The organism is Streptomyces alkaliterrae, from assembly GCF_007097205.2.
Classification (GTDB): domain Bacteria; phylum Actinomycetota; class Actinomycetes; order Streptomycetales; family Streptomycetaceae; genus Streptomyces; species Streptomyces alkaliterrae.
The window spans coordinates 1-17,006 of the sequence record NZ_VJYK02000105.1; the positions used below are offsets into that span (position 1 = coordinate 1).

General features: G+C 73.7%; 16 protein-coding genes. 8 read left to right on the forward strand and 8 right to left on the reverse strand.

The genetic code is table 11. The annotated features are described in order from the left end of the window. Positions 1-382, forward strand: a 382-nt coding sequence (yaaA, locus tag FNX44_RS12300; RefSeq protein WP_143648095.1) for a peroxide stress protein YaaA, incomplete at its 5' end; no start/stop codon positions are given. A 76-nt stretch (positions 383-458) separates the two neighbouring features. After that, positions 459-1,130 carry a bifunctional 4-hydroxy-2-oxoglutarate aldolase/2-dehydro-3-deoxy-phosphogluconate aldolase gene (eda, locus tag FNX44_RS12305; protein WP_143648096.1) on the forward strand — a complete coding sequence of 224 codons (672 nt, stop codon included), beginning with the start codon at positions 459-461 and terminating at the stop codon, positions 1,128-1,130. Here the strand turns inward: eda and FNX44_RS12310 are convergent. The 3 genes from FNX44_RS12310 to FNX44_RS12320 form a co-directional block, all read right to left on the reverse strand. Further along, positions 1,115-2,341 carry a bifunctional RNase H/acid phosphatase gene (locus tag FNX44_RS12310; protein ID WP_143648097.1) on the reverse strand — a complete coding sequence of 409 codons (1,227 nt, stop codon included), beginning with the start codon at positions 2,339-2,341 and terminating at the stop codon, positions 1,115-1,117. The two genes, eda and FNX44_RS12310, sit on opposite strands and share 16 nt — an antisense overlap. Positions 2,342-2,436: 95 nt before the next feature. After that, entirely contained in the window at positions 2,437-3,180 is a 744-nt protein-coding gene (locus tag FNX44_RS12315; protein WP_181355365.1) for a zinc ribbon domain-containing protein, read from the reverse strand. Then, a complete protein-coding gene (locus FNX44_RS12320) occupies positions 3,177-4,040 on the reverse strand; it encodes a Nif3-like dinuclear metal center hexameric protein (RefSeq protein WP_143648098.1) in 864 nt (287 codons plus the stop codon). Before FNX44_RS12320 ends, FNX44_RS12315 begins: the two co-directional genes overlap by 4 nt. A gap of 172 nt (positions 4,041-4,212) precedes the next feature. Here FNX44_RS12320 and FNX44_RS12325 point away from each other — a divergent pair, with 172 nt between their 5' ends. Further along, complete coding sequence (locus tag FNX44_RS12325; protein WP_143648099.1) at positions 4,213-5,511, forward strand: hypothetical protein; 1,299 nt, start codon at positions 4,213-4,215, stop codon at positions 5,509-5,511. Positions 5,512-5,698: 187 nt separating this feature from the next. On the opposite strand, the gene chsH3 is transcribed toward FNX44_RS12325, so the two are convergent. Together chsH3 and FNX44_RS12335 are read right to left on the reverse strand one after the other, a co-directional pair. Further along, positions 5,699-6,556 (reverse strand): enoyl-CoA hydratase ChsH3, encoded by an 858-nt coding sequence (gene chsH3, locus FNX44_RS12330; RefSeq protein ID WP_143648100.1) that lies wholly within the window; start codon positions 6,554-6,556, stop codon positions 5,699-5,701. Between the two features lie 98 nt (positions 6,557-6,654). After that, positions 6,655-8,106, reverse strand: a complete 1,452-nt coding sequence (locus tag FNX44_RS12335) for an MFS transporter (RefSeq protein WP_143648101.1) — start codon at positions 8,104-8,106, stop codon at positions 6,655-6,657. Between the two features lie 261 nt (positions 8,107-8,367). Here FNX44_RS12335 and FNX44_RS12340 point away from each other — a divergent pair, with 261 nt between their 5' ends. The 5 genes from FNX44_RS12340 (at position 8,368) to FNX44_RS12360 (ending at position 13,427) form a co-directional block, all read left to right on the forward strand. Then, positions 8,368-9,921: a DUF1996 domain-containing protein gene (locus FNX44_RS12340; protein WP_143648102.1), complete on the forward strand. Its 1,554-nt coding sequence runs from the start codon at positions 8,368-8,370 to the stop codon at positions 9,919-9,921. A 47-nt stretch (positions 9,922-9,968) separates the two neighbouring features. Next, positions 9,969-10,430: a hypothetical protein gene (locus FNX44_RS12345; RefSeq protein WP_143648103.1), complete on the forward strand. Its 462-nt coding sequence runs from the start codon at positions 9,969-9,971 to the stop codon at positions 10,428-10,430. Between the two features lie 248 nt (positions 10,431-10,678). Then, entirely contained in the window at positions 10,679-11,320 is a 642-nt protein-coding gene (locus tag FNX44_RS12350) for a class I SAM-dependent methyltransferase (RefSeq protein ID WP_143648104.1), read from the forward strand. Next, positions 11,320-12,267, forward strand: coding sequence for an N-acetylmuramoyl-L-alanine amidase (locus FNX44_RS12355; protein ID WP_143648105.1), 948 nt, complete (start codon positions 11,320-11,322; stop codon positions 12,265-12,267). The genes FNX44_RS12350 and FNX44_RS12355 overlap by 1 nt, the downstream gene beginning before the upstream one ends. 212 nt (positions 12,268-12,479) lie before the next feature. Continuing rightward, positions 12,480-13,427, forward strand: coding sequence for a DUF5336 domain-containing protein (locus FNX44_RS12360; protein ID WP_143648106.1), 948 nt, complete (start codon positions 12,480-12,482; stop codon positions 13,425-13,427). Between the two features lie 82 nt (positions 13,428-13,509). Here FNX44_RS12360 and FNX44_RS12365 read toward each other — a convergent pair whose 3' ends face one another. The 3 genes from FNX44_RS12365 to FNX44_RS12375 form a co-directional block, all read right to left on the reverse strand. Continuing rightward, on the reverse strand, positions 13,510-14,577 hold the full coding sequence (locus tag FNX44_RS12365; protein ID WP_143648107.1) for a glucosidase family protein: 1,068 nt from the start codon (positions 14,575-14,577) through the stop codon (positions 13,510-13,512). Then, on the reverse strand, positions 14,574-15,314 hold the full coding sequence (locus tag FNX44_RS12370; RefSeq protein ID WP_143648108.1) for a class I SAM-dependent methyltransferase: 741 nt from the start codon (positions 15,312-15,314) through the stop codon (positions 14,574-14,576). Before FNX44_RS12370 ends, FNX44_RS12365 begins: the two co-directional genes overlap by 4 nt. A gap of 94 nt (positions 15,315-15,408) precedes the next feature. Beyond that, positions 15,409-16,761, reverse strand: coding sequence for a glycosyltransferase family 4 protein (locus tag FNX44_RS12375; protein ID WP_181356193.1), 1,353 nt, complete (start codon positions 16,759-16,761; stop codon positions 15,409-15,411). Positions 16,762-17,006 lie beyond the last annotated feature (245 nt).

Sequence of the window (17,006 nt, forward strand, 5' to 3'; positions counted from 1 at the left end):
GGGCGGGCTGGGGGCGTACTGGCGCAAGCCGATGGCGGAGGTCGTGCCGCAGGTCGCGGACGGTCTGGTGCTTGATCTGCGGTCGGCGGCGTACGGGTCGATGTGGAAGCCGGCGGGTGAGCTGGCGGCGCGGACGGCGACGGTCCGGGTACTCCAGTCGAAGATGGTGGACGGGGTGGAGAAGCGGTCGGTGGTCAGTCACTTCAACAAGGCGACGAAGGGGCGGATCGTCCGGTCGCTGTTGGAGTCGGGGGCGCGACCGGGTTCGCCCGCGGAGCTGGCGGAGGCGCTGGGCGCGCTCGGCCACCGGGTCGAGCCGACGGCGCCGGCGCGCGCGGGGCGTACGTGGCAGCTGGACGTGGTGGTCACGGACGTGCACTGACACACGGAAGCAGCGGCGGTTGCGTCGTGTGCAACGGCTGTTTCGCAGCGTGTGCGGCTGTTGCCAGGATGGCGGCATGCTCGACTCCTTCGCGCCCGTGCTGCCCGTCGCGGTGGTGGACGACGCCGCCACCGCCGTGCCGTTGGCCCGCGCCCTGCTGGCCGGCGGGCTGACCGCCGTGGAGGTGACGCTGCGGACGCCGGCGGCGACGGCCGCCATCGCGGCGATCGCCGCCGAGGTGCCGGAGATCGCGGTCGGGGCCGGGACAGTGCTCACGGCCGGGCAGGTGCGGGAGGCCGTCGCGGCGGGGGCGGGCTTCCTCGTGACGCCGGGTTCGACGGGACGGCTGCTGGACGCGTGCCTGGAGAGCGGCGTGCCGGTGGTGCCGGGCGTGGCGACGGCGTCGGAGGCGCTGGCCGCGCTGGAGCGCGGGGCGCGCGAACTGAAGTTCTTCCCGGCGGAGGCCGCCGGAGGCCCGGCGGTGCTGGCCGCGTTGGTCGGGCCGCTGCCGCAGGCGAGGTTCTGCCCGACCGGCGGCGTGACGCGGGCCAACGCGGGCCGCTACCTCGCGCTGCCCAACGTGGGGTGTGTGGGCGGCGCCTGGGTGGCGCCCCGGGAGGCGATCGCCGCCCGGGACTGGGACCGCGTCACGGCGCTGGCCGCCGAGGCGGCGGCGCTCGCGGGCCGGGACCCGGGGTCCGCTGAGGCCACCGCGACGCGGCGCGGCCCCCGTCAGCCTCTGAGGTGAGCCGTCTCGTTGAGGAGGCGCAGGGAGGCGTTGCCGTCGGCGTAGTAGGCGACGACGGACAGCGAGGCGGCCGCGAGTTCCATCCGGAACAGCGACTTCGGCGGCGCGCCGAGCGCCAGGCGGACCAGGGTCTTCACCGGGGTGACATGGGTGACGACGAGGACGGTGCGGCCCGCGTACCGCGCGAGCAGCTTGTCCCTGGCCCGCGCGGTGCGGCGGGCGACCTCGGCGAAGGACTCACCGCCCGGCGGGGCGACGGCCGCGTCGGCCAGCCAGGCGTCCAGTTCCGCCGGATGACGCTCGCGCACCTCGGCGAAGGTCAGGCCCTCCCAGGCGCCGAAGTCGGTCTCCCTCAGGTCCTCCTCGACGCGGACGTCGAGACCCAGCCGGTCGGCGGCGAGCTCGGCGGTCTCCCGGCAGCGGCGCAGGGGCGAGGTGACGACGGCCTGCACGGTGCCGCGTGCGGCCAGTGCATCGGCGACGGCCCGGGCCTGGCGGCGGCCTGCCTCGGAGAGTTCCGGGTCTGTGCCGCCGCTTCCGGAGAACCGCTTCTGCGGGGTGAGCGCCGTCTCGCCGTGGCGCAGCAGGACAAGAGTGGTGGGCGTGCCGAGGTCGGCGGCGCCCCAGCCGACGGGCGGCGCGACCGGCTCCGGGGCGGCGGACGTGGCAGGGGCGGCGGCCACGGCAGGAGCGGCGGGCGTGGCGGCGTCCGAGCTTCCGGCGTCCCGCGGGGGTGCCTCCGGGGCCGCCGCGGGGGCGGAGAGTTCGGCGGTGGAGTCGGCCGGCCGCCACTGCTCGCCGCGCCGACCGGCGTCCATCGCCTCGTTGGCGAGCTGGTCGGCGTGCTTGTTCTGGGCGCGGGGGATCCACTCGTAGGTGACGGCGCCGGGCGGGTAGATCTCGCCCGCCGCCTTGGCGAGCGGACGCATGTCCGGGTGCTTGATCTTCCAGCGCCCGGACATCTGCTCGACGACCAGCTTGGAGTCCATGCGGACCCGCACCGTCGCCTCGGGGTCGAGTTCGCGGGCCGCGCGCAGCCCGGCGACCAACCCCTTGTACTCGGCGACGTTGTTGGTGGCGTGGCCGATGAACTCGGCCGTCTCCGCCAGCACCTGGCCGGTGTCGGCCTCCCTGACCAGCGCGCCGTAGCCCGCCGGCCCCGGGTTGCCGCGCGAGCCCCCGTCCGCTTCGACGATGAACCGCCGTGCCATCTTCCCTACCGTTCCCCTCGGTTCTCGCCCACCGCACACAACCCGCCCGCGAGCCGACGCCCTAAAGCCGAAAGCCGCCGCTCAGCGGACGTCGCTCACAGGCCGGAGTCGGCCGCGCGCACGAGGATGCGGCGGCAGTTCTCGCAGCGCAGCACCTCGTCGGCGGCGGCGGCGCGGATCTCGTTCAACTCCGTGATGTTCAGCTCGAGTCGGCAGCCCTCGCAGCGGCGCTGGTAGAGCTTGGCGGCGCCGACGCCGCCCTGCTGGCCGCGCAGCTTGTCGTAGAGGGCGAGCAGGTCGGCCGGTACCGATCCGGCGACCACCTCGCGCTCCTTGGCGAGGCGTTCGATCTCGGCGTCGATCTCGCCGGTGGCGGCGGTCCGGCGGGCGGCGGCGTCGTCCACCTTGGCCTGCACGGAGGCGACCCGGTCGGTGAGGTCGGAGACGCGCTCACCGGCGGCCTCGTGGCGCTCCATGATCTCCAGCACGACCTCCTCGAGGTCGGTCTGGCGGCGGGCGAGGGAGACGATCTCGCTCTGGAGGTGTTCCAGGTCCTTGGGGCTGGTGACGGCCCCGGAGTCCAGGCGCTGCTGGTCGCGCGCCGCGCGCTGCCGGACCTGGTCGACGTCCTGTTCGGCCTTGGTCTGCTCGCGCGCGGTGTCGCCCTCCTCGGTCTGGGCGGCGACGAGCAGGTCGCGGAGCTGCGTCAGGTCGCCCTCCAGGGCGGCGATCTCCGCGTGCTCGGGGAGGTTGTCGCGCTTGTGCGCGAGCTGGCTCAGCCTGACGTCGAGTTCCTGGAGGTCGAGGAGGCGGATCTGGTCGGCGGGCGCGGATTTCAGTTGGGGGCTCCTGAGTACTCGTAGTCGTGGTGGAGACCGGAGGACGCGTGCGCGGTCCAGGGGTCGGTGACGGTGCGGGAGACCTTGGTGCGCAGCTCCCAGCCGTGACGTTCGGAAACGGCGTCGAGCTGGGCGGCGGCCTGCTCGCACCAGGGCCACTCGGTGGCCCAGTGGGCGGCGTCGACCAGGCCGAGCGGGGAGTGCTCGCGGGCCTCGGACGCGGGGTGGTGGCGGAGGTCGGCGGTGACGTAGGCGTCGACGCCGGCCGCGCGCACCCGGTCGAACAGGCTGTCGCCGGAGCCGCCGCAGACGGCGACCGTACGGACCATCATGTCGGGGTCGCCGCCGGCCCGCACGCCCTGCGCGGTGGCCGGCAGGGAGGCCGCGGTGTGCTGGGCGAAGGCCGCGAGCGACAGCGCCTCGGGAAGCTCGCAGACACGACCGAGGCCGCGTCGGCCCTCCGGGTCGTCGGGGTCGGGCACCAGCGGGCCGACGACGCGCAGCCCGAGCGCACCGGCGAGGGCGTCGGAGACGCCGGGGTCGGCGCGGTCGGCGTTGGTGTGCGCGACGTGCAGCGCGATGTCGTTCTTGATCAGGGTGTGGACGACGCGGCCCTTGAAGGTGTCGGCCGCCACGGTCGTGGTGCCCCGCAGGTAGAGCGGGTGGTGGGTGAGCAGCAGGTCGGCGTCGAAGGCGACCGCCTCGGCCGCGACAGCCGGCACCGGGTCCACCGCGATCAGTACCCGGTTCACCTCGGCGGACGGATCGCCGCAGACGAGGCCGACGGCGTCCCACTGTTCGGCGCGCTCCGGGGGCCAGAGGGCGTCGAGGGCTTGGATGACATCGGAGAGTGCGGGCACGGGGAAAGGCTACCTGTCGCCGGGGCCCCTCGGCGGTCCGCGTCCGAAGCACATCCGGCACCGTCGCACAGCCGATCCGCCGCAGCACCACGCGTAAGGATGAACCGGCTTCGCACGACGACCACGGAGAGGCACGAAGAACCCTAGCGTCGTCACCGGAGGTGTTCCCCCGATGACAGCGTGTGCTATCGAAACGGCGACTGGCGGCGGCACGAGGGGGCACGGCGGCTGGTCGCCGGCGGCCGACGGCTCGTACGCCGCCCGGCTCGTCGCGGGCACGGCCGGCCCCTACGTCGAGCGCTGGACGCTCAGCGGCCCCGAGCCGTACGTGGTGGCGCTGCCCGCCGCGCGGCCGGAACCGGCCGACTGCCAGGTGCTGGCGCTGGCCGACGGACGGGTGCTGGTGGCCCGCCCGGAGGGCGCCGCCTCCACGACACCGACGGCACACCGGCTGGCGCTGCTCTACCCCACCGGTCCGGAGACCGGCGAACTCCCGCTCGGGACGGTCCAGTCGGGCACGGTGACGCTGCTGCCGGCGGCTCCGGACGGCCGCTCGGCGCTGTTGATGACACCGAACGGGCGCGCCACACGGGTGTGGCAGGTCACCGGGCCGGGCACGGAGGGCGGCCCCCGGCCGGTGGCGGACGTGCCCGGGACGTGTGTCTCCGGGCACTGGCTGGACCGCGAGGGGCGTCTGTTGGCGCTCAACCGGCGGTCGGGCGAGACTCCGGCCAAGGCCGTCGCCGTCGACCTGGCCAGGGGCGGCACGACCAGCCCGCTGCTCCAGATCACCGAGGAGAGCCAGGACGAGGTGGTGCTCGCCGACGCCGACAGCGGGCTGCTGCTCGTCCGCTCCGACGCGCCGGGCGAGACCCGGCTGGGCTGGGGAGTGCTCGGCAGCCATCGACCGGTGCGCTTCCCGGAGGCGCTCCACATGCCGGAGGTGAGGCTGGAGCCGTTCGCCGTGCAACCGGGCCAGGCGCTGGTACCGGAGGACGCGGCCGTCGCGCTGCGGGCGGACGGACCGAACGGCACGTGGGTGGCGTGGTGGCGGCCGGGCACCCGGCTGCGGCACCTGGCGGCGCCCCGGGGGTGGCTGCCGGGCGCGGGGCTGCTCGGCGCGACGGGGGAACTCCGGCTGCCCTACGAACCGTGCGGGCTGGCCCGCGCCCACCCCGCAGTGGAGCCGCCGCCGACGGCCGCGCGCACCGCCGCGACCGGGGCGCCGCCGGGTGCGCGCGGCGGCAGTGGTGCCGCGCCCGCCACCGCCGCCCGGCGGGAGGCCGAGCCGGGGCCTCTGGCGACCGCGCCGAGCCCGCCGCGGCCCCGCGGTGACGGGCCACACGCCGACGCGCTCGACGAGGCGCTGCACACGCTCGACCGTACGGCCGCTGAGGGGCCGTCGCCCGGCGCGGAAGCGGGGACGGGCTCTTCCCGGCCCGTACCGCTCCAGCAGGCGCCACTGCCCTGAGGTCGGCGCGGGCAAGCGGGCGGCGGGGTGGTGCCCCGGTCCCTCCCCCGGCCTCCGGCCGGGGGACCCCCACAAGTTCCCGTTTCCCGGGGCTCCAAGTTCCCGTCTGCCGGGGCTCCGCCCCGGACCCCGTGTCGCGGCCTGGCGGCTGCTCGTCCTCAGTCTCGGTGGGACTCCAGGGCGGGGCTCATCGCGTGACGACTTCCGTGTCCGAGAGGACGACCGCGTCGTCTCGTTCGACGGCCGTGACCAGGATCCGCGTTCGGTGCTCCGGCTCGCGCCAGAGCCGGATGCGCAGCGTCTCGCCGGGGTAGACGACTCCGGCGAATCGCGCGCGGTAGTCGGCGACACGGGTGACGTCCCCGTCGAGTTCGGCGTCCACGACCGCCTTGAGTGTCATGCCGTACGTGCACAGGCCGTGCAGGATCGGCCGGTCGAAGCCGGCCAGCGCGGCGAACTCGGGGTCGGCGTGCAACGGGTTCCAGTCGCCGTTGAGGCGGTACAGCAGGGCCTGGTCCTCCCGCACCGGAGTCTCCAGCACCCGGTCGGGTTCGCGGTCGGGGGTCTCCAGGCGGGCGGAGGGGCCGCGGTCGCCGCCGAAGCCGCCCTCGCCGCGCAGGAAGAGTTCGGTGTCGCAGGACCACAGGGGGCCGTCGTCGTCGGCGGCCTCCGTGCGCAGGACGAGTACCGCCGAGCGGCCCTTGTCGTAGAGGGCGGCGACGCGGGAGGTCTGCTCGGCCGAGCCCTGGGCGGGGATCGGCCGGTGCAGCCGGACCCGTTGGCCGCCGTGCAGCACGGCCATCAGGTCGACCTCGATGCCCGGCGCGGAGAGTCCGCTGACCAGCCCCATCCATCCGCCCGCGACGGTGGCGAAGGAGGGCAGCACCGTGAGCCGGTCCTCCAGCAGGTACCGCAGCTCGGCCGGGTCGGTGGCGGGGGCGCCGGCACCGAGCCCCAGGTGGTAGAGCTGTACGTCCTTGTGGGTCCAGTCGACGCGGCTGGTGCTGGGCTTCGCGGCAAGCGCCTCGTCGGCGTTGATCGGCATCGGTGCTCTCCTTGGCCTGGGCGATGGAACACGTTCTAGCCGGCACGGGCCTTCTGTATAGGCGCCCTGTTGACGAGAAGTCAACAGGGCGGTCCCGGTCATCGCCCGGAGCGGGCGGGCGGGGTGGCCCGGCCGGGAAGCGCGGTGAGCATCAGCGCCACAGAGACGGTCAGGACGACCGCGCTGACGACAAAGCTGACGCCGAGCCCGTGGGCCATCTCCGCCGGGTCGGAGCTGTCGCCGCCGTGCGCGGTGGCGACGGTGGTGAGCACCGCGATGCCCAGCGCGCCGCCCATCGTGCGGGAGGTGTTGACCAGGCCGGAGACCAGGCCGGCCTCCTCGGGGGCGGCGCCGGCGGTGGCGAGCGTGGCGAGCGGGGTCGCCGCCAGCCCGACGCCGATCGCCATCAGGACCCCCGGCACCAGCACGGTTGTCGCGTAGGTGCCGTCGGCGTGCATCCCGCTCTGCCACAGGCAGCCGACGGCGGCCACCAGCACTCCGACGACGGCCAGGTTGCGGGCACCGGTGAAGGCCATGAGGCGCGGCGCCAGCTTGGAGGCGAGCACGATGCTCAGCGACTGCGGTATGAAGCCGAGTCCGGCCTGGAGCGGCGTGAACTCCAACACGTTCTGCATGTACAGCGAGATGAAGAACCACATGGAGAACATCGCCATGCCGTTGATGAACATCGCGGCGTTCGCCGCCGAGACCGTGCCGGCGCGGAAGACCCGCAGCGGCACCAGCGGCGCCCGCACCCGGGCCTCGACGGCGACAAAGCAGCCGAGCAGCAGCAGCCCACCGCCGAGCGGCAGCAGCGCGCCCGGCGCCGACCAGCCCACCGACTCCGTCTGCACGACGCCGTACGCCACCGCGGCCAGACCGCCGGTGACCAGCGCGGCGCCGGGCAGGTCCAGCCGGCGGCCGCCGCGGACCCGCCGCTCGGTGAGCCAGAACGCGGCAGCCACCAGGACGACCGCACCGACGGGCACGTTGATCAGCAGCACCCAGCGCCAGGACAGGGCGTCGGTGAGCACCCCGCCGACGAGGCCGCCGGCCGCGCCGCCACCGGCGCCGACGGCCGTCCAGGTGCCTATGGCCCGGGCGCGGGCCGGGCCCTCGGGGAAGGAGGACGTGAGGATCGTCAGCGTCGCTGGGGAGAGCACCGCCGCGCCGACGCCCTGGGCGGCCCGGGCGGCGACCAGCTGCCAGCCCTCCTGGGCGAGGCCGCCCGCCAGACTCGCCGCGGTGAACAGCCCGAGCCCGCAGAGGAAGGTCGTCTTGCGGCCGAAGAGGTCGGCCGCGCGACCGCCGAGCAGCATCAGTCCGGCGAAGGTGATGGTGTAGGCGTTCAGCACCCACTGGAGACCGGGTGCGCTCATACCGAGGTCGGCGCGCATCGACGGCAGCGCCACGTTGACAACCGAGACGTCCAACACCACGAGGAACTGGCCGAGGCAGGCGGCGACCAGCACCACGAAGCCGCGTCCGCCGCCCTTCTGCTCGCGTTTCTGCCCCGCGAGCAGGTCGTCGTCGCTCGTCAACCGTTTCATCGGGCCATCGTCGCACCCGCCACCGACAGCTCGATCCGCCCCCGATACGGCCGCTCTCCTCTTCCCCTCTCACCGCGTCCGGAAACTTGAGCACCTTTGAGCACTTCGCCCCCGGCTCCTGGACCGGTCAGCAGCATGAGAGCGCGCCCTAGGGCCTGTCTGACAAACAGCCATGCCAGGCGTCGCGAGCAAGGCGGGATCTGTCAGACAGGGCCCTAGAAGGGCCATGCCCCACCCCCGCTAGGACAGGAGAGGGATTCCATGAGTGTCAAGACGCATCGGCGCTCCCGGCTGCGGAACAGAACGGCCGCCGCCGGGCTGGCACTGCTGCTGGGGGGCGGCGGTCTGGCGGCGGCCAACGTCTACGCCAACGCCGGCAGTTCGAGCGGCACCGCCCCGCGCGCCGCCCAGCCGCAGGACCAGGCGGCCCAGGGCATGTCGACGATCGCCTGCCCCGAGGTGGCCGACGCGCTGCCGGAGGTGCCCCGCAAGGCCCGCCGGGAGGTGAGTCGGAACCTCGCGCAGCTGGACGCCCAGGTCGCGTTCGCGTACAAGAAGCTGCGCTGGTCGGACCGGCAGGTACGGCAGGACCCGAACTACGCCAGGAACGCCATCCTCGGCCCGCTGGAGAGCCGGCGTACGGCGGCGATCAACAGGATCACCATTGCCATCAGCCGCAGCGCGCCCCGCCCGTCCGGGCTGGAGGAGCTGGCCGGCTGCCAGCTCAAGGAGAACGTGCCCGAGCCCATCGCGGCCGACCGCCGCGACGGTGGGCAGAACGGCGGCGACCGGAACGGCGACGGGCGCGACGGCGGGGCGCCCGAGCAGAACGGCGGCCAGGGCGACCAGAACGGCGACGGCCAGGACGGGAACGGCCAGGACGGGAACAACCAGAACGGCAACGGGCAGAACAACAACGCGCGGCCCGGCGGGCCGGCCCGTTCGGACTTCGTCGACATCACCCGCATCCGCCCGAACGTGCCGCAGCAGCGCATCCGCAGCGGCGCCTCGCGCGGCAAGTTCACGACCGAGTGCGGCCGCAACGAGAACGGCCTGTTCAACCCGGACAACGTCATCGTCGCGCCCGGGGTGAGCAACGGCGCCCACCACATGCACGACTACGTCGGCAACCAGGGCAACGACGCGTTCGCCAGTGACGACGACCTCGCCCGGGCCGGAACGACCTGCGCCAACCAGGACGACAAGTCGTCCTACTTCTGGCCCGTGCTGCGGCTCCAGAACGGCCAGAACGAGCGGGACGTCAACGAGCCCGGCGGCGGTCAGGACGGCAACGTCGGCCAGATCCAGACGCCGGCGTCGGTCACCCTCACCTTCGAGGGCAACCCCCGGCAGAAGGTGACGGCGATGCCGCGCTTCCTGCGCATCATCACCGGTGACGCCAAGGCGTTCACCAACGGGGTCGGCAACGCCAACGCCTCCTGGAGCTGCACCGGCTTCGAGGACCGCCAGTTGAAGAACAAGTACCCGATCTGCCCGGAGGGCAGCCAGGTCGTGCGCACGCTGCGCTTCCAGAGCTGCTGGGACGGGCGCAACATCGACAGCGCGAACCACCGCACGCACGTCGACTTCGCCCGGCGCGACGGGAGCTGCAAGCGCGGCTTCCGGGCCATCCCGCAGATGGTCCAGCGCATCACCTACGACCTGCCGAGGGGGACGGTCTTCGCGGTCGACTCCTTCCCCGAGCAGCTGCACAAGCCGATCACCGACCACGGCGACTTCATCAACGTGATGTCGGACCGGCTGATGAAGCGGGTCACGAACTGCATCAACTCCGGCCGCAACTGCACCAACTGACCCACGTGCCGGTCCCCTCTCAAGGGGCCGGCGGAGAGGAGGAACCGATGCTGTCGTCCGCAGGGCACCAGAGGAGCTTCGCGGGAGCGGCCGGAGCGGCAGCCGTGTGCGCGGCGCTGCTACTGCTCCTCGGCCGGGCGGGTGACAGCGGGCCGTCGGGCGGGAGCGAGAGTGTGCGGAAGCCCCCGGCCGCCGCCACGTTGGAGCAGCTCGCCGCCGAGGTGTCGTGCGACCTCACGGTCAACGTCGACGCGAGCGAGGTACGTCAGGGCGTGTGCGGAAGCGGGAAGTCCCGTTTTGTCCTGGCGACCTTCACCTCGGCCGGCGGGCAGCGGGCCTGGCTTGACGAGGCCAAGCCCTACGGCGGCACGTATCTGGTCGGCAGCCGTTGGCTGGCCGTCGGTGAACCGGCGGCGCTGAAACGGTTGCGCGGCAAACTGGGCGGCACGGTGGAAAGGGGTGACTCGCACGATTCCGGCCGCCACAGTGGTACCGGACACCACCACTGAACCCGCCGAGAGGTGCCGGACCTTCGGCGGTGTCCGCCAGGACGCGGGCGTCGGGCGCTGTTCCCCTCCACAGCCTGGAGCGCCCCCGCCCGCGTCCGCCCTCGGGACGAGGGGAGAGATGACCCGGTCGGCTGATCCCACGTCAGCCGGCCGGGTCCTCCGCGTCACCACCTCACCACCCCGCGCGCGCCCCGGTCCGGGGCGACCCCCGGCTGGGCAGCCGTCGGGCGATGGGGCAGCATGACGGCATGAGCACTCCCCCGCCCGAGACACTCGCCGCCTTCGAGGCCGCGAAGGGATTCATGCCCCGCGACGAGGGGCTTGCCCTGTACGCGGCCGCCGTGGAGGCCGCCGCGACCGGGCTGCCGCTGCTGGAGGTGGGCACCTACTGCGGCCGTTCCACGATCCTGCTGGCCGAGGCCGCCCGGGCGGGCGGCGTGACGGCGGTCACCGTCGACCACCACCGGGGCAGCGAGGAGCAGCAGCCCGGTTGGGAGTACCACGACCCGGGTCTTGTCGACCCCGAGGTCGGGCTGATGGACACGCTGCCCACCTTCCGCCGGACGCTGCGCGCGGCCGGGCTCGAGGAGCACGTCGTGGCGATCGTCGGGCGTTCGCCGCAGGTCGCCGCCGTGTGGGGGAAGCCGCTCGGGCTGGTGTTCGTCGACGGCGGCCACACCGACGAGCACGCGAGCGGCGACTACGAGGGCTGGGCGCCGCATCTGGCCGTGGGCGGGCTGCTGGTCGTGCACGACGTCTTCCCCGACCCAGCCGACGGCGGTCAGGCGCCGTTCCGGGTGTACCGGCGGGCGCTTGGGTCGGGAGCGTTCCGCGAGGAGTCGGTGACGGGCTCGCTGCGGGTGCTGCGCCGCACGGGCGACGGCATCTGATGTCCGGCGGGCGCCGTCTGTTCACCGTGCTCGCGGTGGTGCTGCCGCTGTGCCTGGCGGCCGGTCTGGTGTGGCTGGTGGCGCGACGCGCCGACGCGGGACGCGAGACGGACACCGCACGTCCGCCCGCCGCGCCCTCGACGACCGACCCGGGAAGCGGGACTCCGGAACCGGCGGAGCCGAGCGGGCCGCCCGAGACGAGCCCCGGTCCGTCGAAGTCCGGGCCCGCCGACCACGGTAGCCGCCCCGAGACGTCAACGGCCCTCACTGGGAAGGTTGTTGTCATCGACCCCGGCCACAATCCGGGCAACCGGAACCACCCGGCCGAGCTGAACCGGCGGGTGGACATCGGTACCGGCCGGAAGGAGTGCGACACCACCGGTACGGCGAGCGACGCCGGCTATCCGGAGGCGCGGTTCACGCTGGAGGTCTCCCGGCGCGTGCGGACGCTGCTGGAGGAGCGCGGCGCCGTGGTGAAGCTCACGCAGGACGACGACCGCCCGTTCGGCCCGTGCATCGACGAGCGGGCCCGTATCGGCAACCGGGAGAAGGCCGACGCGGTGGTCTCCGTGCACGCGGACGGCTCAGCACCCGGCAACCGGGGCTTCCACGTGATCCTTCCGGCTGCCGTGAAGGCGGGCGCGGCGGACACCACCGGCATCGTCGAGGAGTCCCGTCGGCTCGGCGGCCATCTCGCCGACCGCTACCGCTCGGCGACCGGCATGCGGCCGGCCGGCTACCTGGGCCCGGAGACGGCCGCGACCGGGCTGACGACCCGCGACGACCTCGGCGGGCTGAACCTCTCCCGGGTGCCGAAGGTGTTCCTGGAGTGCGGCAACATGCGGGACGCCGAGGACGTCGCACTGCTGACCGATCCGGCGTGGCAGCGGAAGGCCGCGCGTGGAATCGCTGACGGAGTGACGTCGTTCCTGGTAGGAAAGCGTTAGCGAGCAGCGGTGGAAGGCCAGGGGGAACCGCCACGGGGGAACCGCCACCGAGGACATGCCACCCAACTCGCACAACTGGGACAGCCGTCGCATCCCGTGGCACCCCGGTACCGGAGCACGGGGGGATGCGGGCGGCGGCGCCCACTGTCCGTACGATGGTGCAGCCCCCGTGATGACCGGACCATGACGACAAGATCGACGAAGGATCTGATGTGAACAACCGCTCGCTCACCCGAGGCGACGCAGTGGTGCTCGTGGCAGCGGCACTGCTGTTGCTCGCCTCGTTCCTCAACTTCTACACGGCGGACACGGGGGGCCTGAGGGTGCCACCGGGCACCGACATCCCCTTCGAACGCAACGGATGGTCCAACCTCTACTGGCCGGTCCTGCCCGCGATCTTCCTTCCCGGTCTGATCTCCGCAGGTCTCACGGTCGGCTCCCGCTTCCTGCCGGAGAACACCCAGTTCCTCGGCCTCAAGCTGGGCCAGTGGGGCGTCGCCCTCGCGGTGTTCGCCACCTGGAGCGCGGTCTGGACGCTGACCCGGAAGTTCGGCAGCGTCATCGACAACCTGAACGTCGGTGCCGGCCAGTGGATCGGTCTCCTGGCGCTGTTCCTGCTCACCGGTGTGACGATCGCCGGTTTCTACGTGCCGGCGCTGCGGGTCCCGCTGATCTCCGGTTCCGGTCCGAACGCGGGCCTGACGCCGTACGGTCAGCCGCAGCCCGGCCAGCCCCAGCCCGGCCAGCCGCAGCAGCCCGGCGGCTACGGCTACCCCGGCGCCCACCAGCCCGGTCAGCCGCAGCCCGGCCAGCCGCAGCAGCCCGGCCAGCCCCAGCCCGGCGGGTACGGCTACCCGGCGCCGCAGCAGGGCCAGCCGTCGTACGGCGGCCAGCAGCCGGGCGGGCAGGCCCAGCCGGCCCAGCACCAGCCCGCGCAGCCGCAGGCCGCCGCGCCGGACCCGAACTTCCAGCCGTTCTGGTTCGCCGTGCCCGCCGCCCGGCCGCTGTTCGGTGAGGACGGCTCGCCCAACCCGATCGCCGAACTCGCCCCGGGTACCTGGTACCTGGCGGTCGAGCAGCGCGGTCAGGTCCTGATCGCCCAGACCCAGGACGGTCGTCGCGGCGTCCTCCAGGACACCTCGGGCATCCAGCGCGGCTGAGCGGTCCGCGCACGTCAACGGCGACGGCCCGCCGCCCTCTCGGGGTGGCGGGCCGTTCCGCGTTGCAGAGTCCCGGTGCTTGTCAGCAGCAGTCCGGGGTGAGGCCGTGCGGCAGCCGCTCGCCGCCGAAGACCTGCACGGTCGCCTCGTCGCCGCCCAGCGCGGCCACCGCCAGCAGCACCGAGCCGGCCGTCCACGTCGTCTGCTCCAGCGGCCACACCGCCTCGTCGGCGAAGACATAGCCCGTCCAGTACATGCCGTCGTCCGCGCGGAGATGGCCGATCCAGCGCAGCACGTCCAGCGCGCGGTCGGACTCGCCGACCGCCCACAGGGCCAGCGCCAACTCGGCGCTCTCGCCGCCCGTCACCCACGGGTTGGGCACCACGCAGCGCACCCCGAGGCCCGGCACCACGAAGTCGTCCCAGCGCTCCCGGAGGCGGTCGCGGCCGGCCTGCCCGGTGACCGCGCCGCCGAGCACCGGGTAGTACCAGTCCATCGAGTAGCGGGACTTGTCCAGGAAGCGCTCCGGGTGGCAGGCGATCGCGTGCCCCAGCCAGCCGGCCGCCAACTCCCAGTCCGGCTGCGGTTCTTCGCGGTGTTCGGCCAGCGCCAGCGCGCAGCGCAGGGCGTGGTACACCGATGAGGAGCCGGTGAGCAGCGCGTCGTTGACGGGCGTGCCGTCGTCCTCGCGCTTCCAGCCGATCTGGCCGCCGGGCTGCTGGAGTTCGAGGACGAACTCCACGGCCGCGACCACGACCGGCCACATCCGCTCGACGAACGCCTCGTCTCCGGTGGCCAGATAGTGGTGCCAGACGCCGACGGCCACGTAGGCGCAGAAGTTGCTCTCCCGCCCCCGGTCGGTGGGGGCGGCGGCGTCGCCGTCGTGGTAGGCGGCGTACCAGGAGCCGTCGGGCAGTTGGTGGCGGGCGAGCCAGTCGTAGGCGGCCTCGGCCCGGCCGTGCTCCCCCGCCGTGTCCAGTGCCATCGCCGCCTCGACGTGGTCCCACGGATCGAGGTGGTGGCCGCGGAACCAGGGGATCGCGCCGTCCTCGCGCTGACCGGCCGCGATGCCGGCGACCGTCTGCCGAGCCTGCTCGGCCGTCAGAACGCCGGGCAGGACCAGCCGTTCGGTACGCTCCGGGCTGGTCACGCCGCCGCCTTCGGGTTGTGCGGCTTGGTGGCGTAGACGACCAGGCTCTTGCCGATGAGCGGGTCCAGCGCCTTCTCGGCGAGCCGGGTGGCCAGCGGCTTCTTCATGATGTCCCAGACCAGCAGCTTGTGGTAGGCGCGCACCGGCAGCGCCGCCTCGTCGCCGTCCTTCTCCACGCCGAAGGCGCACTTGAGCCACCAGTACGGGGAGTGCAGGGCGTGCGCGTGGTGGCTGCCGTAGGGCCGCAGCCCGGCCTCGCGGATCCGGCCGATGAGTTCGTCGGCCTTGTAGATGCGGATGTGGCCGCCCTCGACCTCGTGGTACGCGTCGGAGAGCGCCCAGCAGATCCGCTCGGGCCCGTAGCGCGGCACGGTGACGGCGATCCGGCCGCCGGGGCGCAGCACCCGGACCATCTCGGCGAGCACGCCCTTGTCGTCGTGGATGTGCTCCATCACCTCGGAAATGATCACGACGTCGAAGCTGTCGTCGGGGAACGGCAGGGCGAGCGCGTCGCCCTCCATCGCGGTGGCCGTCGCGCCCTTGGGCGCCTCGCCGGCCTCCTCCATGGCGGCGAACCACTTCGCCACCTCGCGGATCTCCTCGCTGTTCTGGTCCAACGCGACCACCCGGGCGCCGCGCCGATAGCACTCGAAGGCGTGCCGGCCGGCACCGCAGCCCAGATCGAGCACTCGGTCGCCTGGGGCGAGCGGGAACCGGGAGAAGTCGACGGTCAGCACGGGCTCTCTGCTTTCGTCCGGGGGTGAGGGCGTGGGATGGGGAGGATCGACGGTCGGTCGAGCGGGGCGGTTCGGGGCGGATCGGGTGCGGTGGTCAACGGCCGCCGCGGGCGCCGTGAACGCCCCGGGACGCTTCCAGGGCCTCCCGGTAGCGTTCGACGGTGCCCAGGGCCGCCTGCCGCCAGGTGAAGCGGGCGAGGACCCGTTCCCGGCCGGCGGCGCCGATCCGGCGGCGGAGTCCGCCGTCGGCGAGCAGTCTGGTCAGCGCCTGGGCGAGCGCGCCGGCGTCGCCCGGCGGAACCGCGAGGCACGTCTCGCCGTCCCGGCCGGCCACCTCGGGGATCGCCCCGCCGGTGGTGGCGACCAGCGGCGTGCCGGTGGCCATGGCCTCGGCGGCCGGCAGCGAGAAGCCCTCGTAGAGGGACGGCACGCAGGCCACCTGGGCGCCGCGCACCAGGTCCGCCAGCTCGGCGTCGCTGATGCCCTTGACGAACTCGACGGCGTCGCCGAGTCCGAGGCGTTCGATGGCGGCGGCCACCGGGCCGTCGTCCGCCCGCTTGCCGACCACGACCAGGTGGGCGTGCGGCTGCTCGGTGCGGACCTTGGCCAGCGCCTCCACGAGGTGGACCAGGCCCTTGAGCGGGACGTCCGCGCTGGACGTGGTCACGATGCGGCCCGGCACCTCCGGCACGGAGGCGTCGGGTGAGAACACCCGGCTGTCGGCGCCGATGTGCACCACGGAGATCCGCGCCGGCCGTACCCGGAGGTGCTCGACGATCTCGTCCCGGGAGGTGCCGGAGACGGTCAGTACGGAGTCCAGGCGGCGGGCGACCCGCTTCTGCATCCGGGTGAACGCGTACCAGCGGCGCACCGAGGCGCGTTTGGCCAGGCCGCGCGCGGCGGCCAGATCGAGCTCGCGGTCCACGGTGATGGGGTGGTGGATGGTGGTGACCAGCGGCGCGCCGAGGTCGCCCAGCAGCCCGTAGCCGAGCGTCTGGTTGTCGTGCACGACGTCGAACTCGCCGCGGCGGGCGGCCAGATGGCGGCGGGCCCGGAGCGAGAAGGTGAGCGGTTCGGGGAAACCGCCGGTCCACATCGTGCCGACCTCCAGCGCGTCCACCCAGTCGCGGATCTCCTCGCGGGAGGGGGTGCGGAAGGGGTCCGGCTGCCGGTAGAGGTCCAGGCTCGGCAGCTCGGTGAGCGTCACGCCCTCGTCGAGCACCGGGTACGGCTGGGCGCCGATGACCTCCACCCGGTGGCCGAGCGCGGCCAGCTCCCGCGACAGGTGGCGCACGTAGACGCCCTGGCCGCCGCAGAACGGGTTCCCCTTGTAGGTCAGCAGCGCGATCCGCAGGGCGCCTTCGGGGCCGCCCGCGCCGTGCGCGTCACCCGGACGGTCCGAGACCACCGGTCGTGACGCTGCGTCCCGTATGGCCTCTGCGGTCACACGCGGCCCCTTCTCGCTGTCTACGCCGTCGCGCGTCTCGCGCGCCGGCCGCTTCCGCGCGAGCGTAGTCGCTCGCGATAAGGTAGAACAAGTTCCACCGGCGGGCGCCGTCCGGCACCGTTCGCCCGTTGAATCTACCGGCCGGTCACCGGCCACGGCCCGGCCGGAGCTGGTGATTCGCGCCACGACCGGGCCCGCCGCGGCCGGGGAGGTGTCGCGTGTGGTGCGCGGCTTGGATCGGGGCG